Source organism: Streptomyces coffeae (assembly GCF_016741875.1).
Lineage (GTDB): Bacteria > Actinomycetota > Actinomycetes > Streptomycetales > Streptomycetaceae > Streptomyces > Streptomyces coffeae.
This window is the reverse complement of the sequence record NZ_JAERRF010000113.1, coordinates 1-1,782: the sequence shown is the minus strand read 5'-3', so window position 1 is coordinate 1,782 and position 1,782 is coordinate 1. Positions and strand designations below refer to the sequence as shown.

At 69.2% G+C, this 1,782-nt stretch carries 1 protein-coding gene; it reads right to left on the bottom strand.

All coding sequences use genetic code 11. The features are described 5' to 3' along the window. Nucleotides 1-37: 37 nt before the first annotated feature. Nucleotides 38-1,603, bottom strand: a complete 1,566-nt coding sequence (locus JK363_RS41185; RefSeq protein WP_307822113.1) for an ISL3 family transposase — start codon at nucleotides 1,601-1,603, stop codon at nucleotides 38-40. Between the last annotated feature and the right edge of the window lie 179 nt (nucleotides 1,604-1,782).

Here is a 1,782-nt window from a genome sequence, read left to right as displayed (position 1 = left end):
GGGTCTGGCCCAAGTTGTGTGGGCCGGTCACGCAGTGTCACGCGAGGAGAACGCGCTTTCGGAGGAGCGGGAATCCAGCGCGGCCGAACATCTGCCGTTTGAGCATCTTGATCCGGTTGACTGCTCCTTCGACCGGGCCGGAGTTCCAGTCGGTGGTCAGCCCGGCGGTCACTGCGTCGAAGTCGCCTTCCAGCCCGGCCGCGAAGGTGCTGATGCCGGGCAGGCCCGACGTCACCGCCTCGGTGATCCACGCGGGGAGGCACAGCCCGTCGAGTGTGGTGAGCATTTCCGCGAACGAGCTGGTCATTTCCGCGGCGGACGCCAGTTCCGGACAGCGGTCGAGCACGGCCTTGCGGTGCAGTTTCTCCTCTTCGGTCAGGGTGGCCGGGTGCCGGGTGAGCCAGCCGGTCACCTGCCGCACCGACAGCGGTGGCGGAGCCGGTGTGAAGCCTTGCCGCCGGGGCAGGTCGCGCCGGATCCAGTCGCACACGATGGAGTAGTGACCGCGGAAACCCCGGGCGGCGATCTCCCGGTAGAGGTCGAGAGCGGTCACTTTCCTGTCGGCTTCGGCCCAGCGTTCGGCCAGGTAGGACTTGAACGGGTCGAGCTTGCTCGGGAGCTGCCGCTTGCGCCCCTTGACCATGTCCTGCCAGCGGGCCGCGCGTGCGTACCGCTGCACCGTGTGCCGGCCCCAGCCCAGATGGTGGGCGATGCCCCGCAGGCTCACGCCCTGGGCGAGGAGTTCGTGGACGAGAGCGTGGTGAACACGGGCTCGCTCGGCGAACTTGCCCGTCGGTGCGTCCGTTTCGTCGCCCTGGCCGGGGGCCGTCCCGGTCGGCGTCTCCCAGTCCGGCTCCGGCTCGGGGCTTGGCAGCGGCACGTCGCGCAGGCAGGAGCGGTGCGCGGACACGGTCTTCTCGACCGCGGAGGCGAGGTTCTGCCAAAGATGGAACCGGTCGGCGACCTGGAGGGCTTGGGGCGTGGCGGTGTCGGCGGCCTCGGCGTAGGCGCCGGCACGGTCGCGGCAGATGACTTCGATTCCGGGATGGGCCGCGAGCCACGGGGCGAGGGTGGCGGCGTCGCGCTCGGGCAGCAGGTCGAGGACCTGGTGGGTCTCGGCGTCGATCACGACCGTTCCGTAGACGTGGCCACGCCGCAGCGCGAAGTCGTCCACGCCCACGGCGCGAGGCTGCGTCGCTTCCGGGTCGGGCAGGTCCATCACCCGCCGCAGCAACGTATTGCGGCTGGTCATGATGCCCAGGTGCGCGGCGAGGCGGGCACCTGCCCGCCCGGCCAGAGCCAGCCCGAGCTTGCTCATCGTCGACCGCAGACGCTCGGTGGTCCGGCCGTGGCGTCTGGTGAGCCCCGGCACCTGCTCGACGAACGTGCGCCGCGGGCATTCCGGCGTCGCGCAGACGAACCGGCGGACCCGCAGCACCAGTACGCACGGCCGTCCGGCACAGGCCAGATCCGCGGGGAAGCGCAGGTAGGAACCGTGGATCTGAGCCGACCAGTCCCCGCAGGCCGGGCAACGAGCGTTGCTTGCGGTGCATCGTGCCTCGACGCGTATCGCTTCAGCGTCCGTCTCAGCGGACGTGATCACGACGTTCGTGTTCGACGGGAACAACAGCTCTTGTACCGGAGACAGGTCTTCGTTCACGGCGACCGAATGTCGAGCACATCAGCCATACGAGGAGCGAAATCGAGGCGACTTCCAAACCCTCACCACCAAGATCAACGGCTACAACGAGTAGTCCGCCCACACAACTTGGGCCAGACCCC